The 5,532-nt window shown below is 57.6% G+C and carries 5 protein-coding genes; all 5 read left to right on the top strand.

The window, feature by feature from the left end:
- Positions 1–201: hypothetical protein (locus AC1DLB_RS19865; protein WP_477785496.1), on the top strand; the 201-nt coding region annotated here is incomplete at its 5' end.
- Positions 202–243: 42 nt separating this feature from the next.
- Entirely contained in the window at positions 244–1,458 is a 1,215-nt protein-coding gene (gene odhB, locus AC1DLB_RS19860; RefSeq protein WP_018925109.1) for a 2-oxoglutarate dehydrogenase complex dihydrolipoyllysine-residue succinyltransferase, read from the top strand.
- 108 nt (positions 1,459–1,566) lie between these two features.
- The gene (gene lpdA / locus AC1DLB_RS19855) at positions 1,567–3,003 is read left to right on the top strand and encodes a dihydrolipoyl dehydrogenase (RefSeq protein ID WP_477744257.1); all 1,437 of its coding nucleotides are present in this window, start codon (positions 1,567–1,569) and stop codon (positions 3,001–3,003) included.
- Positions 3,004–3,202: 199 nt separating this feature from the next.
- Positions 3,203–4,369, top strand: coding sequence for an ADP-forming succinate--CoA ligase subunit beta (sucC, locus tag AC1DLB_RS19850; RefSeq protein WP_007919879.1), 1,167 nt, complete (start codon positions 3,203–3,205; stop codon positions 4,367–4,369).
- On the top strand, positions 4,369–5,250 hold the full coding sequence (gene sucD, locus AC1DLB_RS19845; RefSeq protein ID WP_477785495.1) for a succinate--CoA ligase subunit alpha: 882 nt from the start codon (positions 4,369–4,371) through the stop codon (positions 5,248–5,250). The genes sucC and sucD overlap by 1 nt, the downstream gene beginning before the upstream one ends.
- Positions 5,251–5,532 lie beyond the last annotated feature (282 nt).

Raw genomic sequence — 5,532 nt, 5'->3', positions numbered from 1 at the left:
GTTTGGTGCCAGGAAGAGCCGATGAACCAGGGCGCCTGGTACAGCAGCCAGCATCACATGCGTCGCAGCCTGACCAACCATAAACAAGGCCTGGTCCTGGAATACGCTGGTCGTGAGGCGTCTGCCGCACCTGCTTGCGGTTACGCTTCGATGCACGCCGAGCAGCAGGAACAACTGCTGCAAGATGCTTTCACTGTTTAACGCCTTCGCGCACCTGAAACCGAATTTAAGGACCCACAGATAATGGCTATCGAAATCAAAGCCCCCACTTTCCCGGAATCGGTTGCCGATGGCACCGTTGCCACCTGGCACAAAAAACCGGGCGACGCCGTCAAGCGTGACGAACTGATCGTCGACATCGAAACCGACAAAGTCGTACTGGAAGTTCTGGCCACTGCTGATGGCGTGCTGGGCGCSATCGTCAAGAACGAAGGCGACACCGTTCTGTCCGACGAAGTTCTGGGCTCCATCGGTGAGGGCGGTGCTGCCGCCGCTCCAGCCGCTGCTGCACCTGCCGCTGCTGCCGCTGCTCCTGCCGAAGCGGGCGAAGACGATCCTGTTGCTGCACCGGCTGCTCGCAAGCTGGCTGAAGAAAACGGCATCAACATCGCTTCCGTTGCCGGTACTGGCAAAGGCGGTCGTGTGACCAAGGAAGACGTGGTAGCAGCTGTTGCCGCCAAGAAAGCCGCTCCGGCTGCTGCACCTGCCAAGGCTGCTGCACCGGCTGCTTCGGCTCCGGTATTCGCTGCTGGCGACCGCGTAGAAAAACGCGTTCCGATGACCCGTCTGCGTGCCAAGGTTGCCGAGCGTCTGGTTGAAGCTCAATCGAACATGGCCATGCTGACCACTTTCAACGAAGTCGACATGACCGAAGTCATGGCCCTGCGTTCGAAGTACAAGGACCTGTTCGAGAAGTCCCACAACGGCGTACGCCTGGGCTTCATGTCGTTCTTCGTGAAAGCGGCTACCGAAGCGCTGAAACGCTTCCCGGCTGTCAACGCGTCGATCGACGGTGCCGACATCGTTTACCACGGCTACGCCGACGTTGGTGTGGCTGTTTCCAGCGACCGCGGTCTGGTTGTACCGGTTCTGCGTAACGCCGAACTGATGAGCCTGGCTGAAATCGAAGGCGGCATCGCTACCTTCGGCAAGAAAGCCCGTGACGGCAAACTGTCGATGGAAGAAATGACCGGCGGCACGTTCACCATCACCAACGGCGGTACTTTCGGTTCGATGATGTCGACTCCGATCGTCAACCCGCCACAGGCTGCGATTCTGGGTATGCACAACATCATCCAGCGCCCTATGGCGATCAACGGTCAGGTAGTTATCCGTCCGATGATGTACCTGGCGCTGTCCTACGATCACCGTCTGATCGATGGCAAAGAAGCTGTGACCTTCCTGGTGACCATCAAGAACCTGCTGGAAGACCCGGCTCGTTTGCTGCTGGATATCTGATTTCGTTGCACGGGCCGTTCAGATGGACGGCCCTTCTGTAATGACCAGCTTCGTCCCACGACGGTCCTCAAAAGGGGCCGTCCGGTTTGATTCGAGAAGGAATGACACATGACTCAGAAATTCGACGTGGTAGTGATTGGCGCGGGTCCTGGCGGCTACGTGGCTGCCATTAAAGCAGCGCAACTGGGCCTCACCACTGCCTGCATCGAGAAATACACCGACAAGGAAGGCAAACTGGCCCTCGGCGGTACTTGCCTGAACGTCGGCTGCATTCCATCCAAGGCGCTGCTGGACAGCTCCTGGAAGTTTCACGAAGCGCAAGACGGCTTCGCGATCCACGGTATCAACCACGCTGGCGTGACCATGGACGTGCCAGCAATGGTCGGCCGTAAAGCCAACATCGTCAAAGGCCTGACCTCCGGCGTTGCAACGCTGTTCAAGGCTAACGGCGTCACTTCGATCCAGGGCCACGGCAAACTGCTGGCTGGCAAGAAAGTCGAAGTCACCAAGCCTGACGGTTCGGTTGAAGTCATCGAAGCCGAAAACGTCATCCTGGCTCCGGGCTCGCGTCCGATCGACATTCCACCGGCTCCGGTCGACCAGAATGTGATCGTCGATTCGACTGGCGCTCTGGAATTCCAATCCATACCAAAACGCCTGGGTGTAATCGGCGCTGGTGTTATCGGTCTGGAACTGGGTTCGGTATGGTCCCGTCTGGGCGCTGAAGTCACCGTTCTCGAAGCACTGGATACCTTCCTGATGGCAGCGGACACCGCTGTTTCCAAGGAAGCGCTGAAAACCCTGACCAAACAGGGTCTGGACATCAAGCTGGGCGCTCGCGTGACCGGTTCCAAAGTGAACGGCGACGAAGTCGTTGTGAACTACACCGATGCCAACGGCGAACAGAACATCACTTTCGACAAGTTGATCGTAGCCGTTGGTCGCCGTCCGGTGACCACTGATCTGCTGGCTGCCGATTGCGGCGTGACCCTGGACGAGCGCGGTTTCGTGCACGTTGACGATCACTGCGCCACCACCGTACCGGGCGTTTACGCCATCGGTGACGTGGTTCGCGGCATGATGCTGGCTCACAAAGCCTCGGAAGAGGGCATCATGGTTGTCGAGCGCATCAAGGGCCATAAAGCCCAGATGAACTATGACCTGATCCCTTCGGTTATTTATACTCACCCGGAAATCGCGTGGGTCGGTAAAACCGAGCAGGCCTTGAAAGCTGAAGGCGTAGAAGTTAACGTCGGCACCTTCCCGTTCGCAGCCTCTGGCCGTGCCATGGCCGCCAACGATACCGGTGGTTTCGTCAAGGTCATCGCTGATGCCAAGACTGACCGCGTATTGGGCGTCCACGTGATTGGCCCGAGCGCCGCAGAACTGGTTCAGCAGGGCGCGATCGGCATGGAATTCGGCACCAGCGCTGAAGACCTGGGCATGATGGTTTTCTCCCATCCGACCCTGTCTGAAGCCTTGCACGAAGCAGCGTTGGCAGTGAATGGCGGCGCCATCCACATCGCCAACCGCAAGAAACGCTAAGCGGATAATAAGAAACCACGGCGGTACGGCCCGTCGTGAGCCTTGCGAGCAAGACTCACCGCGGAATGTCCGCTGGACGCAGTCTTGCGTAGCTGCACCGGGTACCCGGAAAGGTTACGCAAGCAGCAGTCACAGGTGGTGCGGCACTTGAATGAGTGCAGCACCGAATGCGCAGTACCTAACGAAGACGGTAATAAGCATGAATCTTCACGAGTATCAGGGTAAGCAGCTGTTCGCTGAGTACGGCCTGCCAGTATCCACCGGTTACGCGGTAGACACCCCGGAAGCAGCAGCAGAAGCTTGCGACAAAATCGGCGGCAGCGAATGGGTTGTCAAAGCCCAGGTTCACGCCGGTGGTCGCGGTAAAGCGGGCGGCGTAAAGCTGGTTCGCAGCAAAGAAGACGCTAAAGCATTCGCACAGCAGTGGCTGGGCAAGCGTCTGGTGACTTACCAGACTGACGCCAATGGTCAGCCAGTCACCAAAATCCTGGTTGAATCGTGCACTGATATCGCTAAAGAGCTGTACCTGGGCGCTGTCGTTGACCGTTCGAGCCGTCGCATCGTGTTCATGGCTTCCACCGAAGGTGGCGTGGACATCGAGAAAATTGCTCACGACACTCCAGAAAAAATTCTGAAAGCCACTATCGATCCACTGGTTGGCGCTCAGCCATTCCAGGGTCGCGAGCTGGCATTCCAGCTGGGTCTGGAAGGCAAGCAAGTTGCTCAGTTCGCCAAGATCTTCGTAGGTCTGGCCAAGCTGTTCAAGGATCACGACCTGGCTCTGCTGGAAGTGAACCCGCTGGTGATCAAGGCTGACGGCGATCTGCACTGCCTCGATGCCAAGATCAACATCGACGCCAACGCCATGTACCGTCAGCCTAAGCTGAAGACTTTCCACGATCCGTCGCAAGACGATCCGCGCGAAGCGCACGCTGCCAAGTTCGAACTGAACTACGTAGCACTGGAAGGCAACATCGGTTGCATGGTCAACGGTGCTGGCCTGGCCATGGGTACCATGGACATCGTCAACCTGCATGGCGGCAAACCAGCCAACTTCCTCGACGTGGGCGGCGGTGCTACCAAAGAACGCGTAACCGAAGCGTTCAAGATCATCCTGTCCGACACTAACGTCGCTGCAGTACTGGTCAACATCTTCGGCGGCATCGTTCGTTGCGACATGATTGCCGAAGGCATCATCGGCGCTGTGAAAGAAGTCGGCGTGAAAATCCCGGTTGTTGTTCGCCTTGAAGGCAACAACGCTGAGCTGGGCGCTAAAGTACTGGCAGAAAGCGGTTTGAACATCATCGCTGCTACCAGCCTGACCGACGCTGCTCAACAAGTTGTCAAAGCTGCGGAGGGCAAATAATGAGCGTCCTGATCAATAAAGACACCAAAGTTATCTGCCAGGGTATTACCGGTTCGCAAGGTAGTTTCCACACCCAGCAAGCCATCGAGTACGGCACCAAGATGGTTGGCGGCGTAACTCCAGGCAAAGGCGGCACCGAGCACCTGGGCCTGCCAGTGTTCAACACCGTGAAAGACGCTGTAGCTGCCACTGGCGCCACCGCCAGCGTGATCTACGTTCCAGCTCCTTTCTGCAAGGACTCCATCCTGGAAGCAGCCTTCGGCGGCATCAAGCTGATCGTTTGCATCACTGAAGGCATTCCTACCCTGGACATGCTGGATGCCAAGGTCAAGTGCGACGAGCTGGGCGTAGTCCTGATCGGTCCTAACTGCCCAGGCGTGATCACTCCAGGCGAATGCAAGATCGGCATCATGCCRGGTCACATYCACWTGCCGGGCAAGGTCGGTATCGTTTCCCGTTCCGGCACCCTGACCTACGAAGCTGTGAAGCAGACTACTGACGCCGGTTTCGGTCAGTCGACTTGCGTCGGCATCGGTGGTGACCCGATCCCGGGTTCGAACTTCATCGACATCCTGAAGCTGTTCCAGGAAGACCCGAAGACCGAAGCGATCGTGATGATCGGCGAGATCGGTGGTTCGGCTGAAGAAGAAGCGGCTGCCTACATCAAGGCACACGTGACCAAGCCGGTTGTTTCCTACATCGCTGGTGTGACTGCTCCTCCGGGCAAGCGCATGGGCCATGCTGGCGCAATCATCTCTGGCGGCAAAGGCACTGCAGACGAGAAATTCGCTGCTCTGCAAGACGCAGGCGTTAAAACCGTGCGTTCGCTGGCAGACATCGGCAAGGCCCTGGCCGAGCTGACCGGTTGGGCCGTCAAGTAAGCCTCGCGCTTAACTGACGCTCCACCAAACAAAGGCCACCTTCGGGTGGCCTTTGTCATTTCCGGGGTTTGAGATATTCGCAGCGCTTTTTGTGGCGAGGGAGGTTGTGAAAATTAGATATGTAAACACGACACTGAAATGTCGCKTATCGGATAGTTCGCCCCGTAATAGTGCGTTTGGTGGGCAAATTCGGTAGGCTAGCCGCCATTTTGCGTTTGCGGCCCACAAGGCTGCGGCGCGCTAAACGGGTCAGTCCTATACCTAAACGGGTCAGTCCTATAC

The organism is Pseudomonas sp. 05N434 (assembly GCF_056396965.1).
This window is presented reverse-complemented; position numbering and strand designations above follow the sequence as displayed.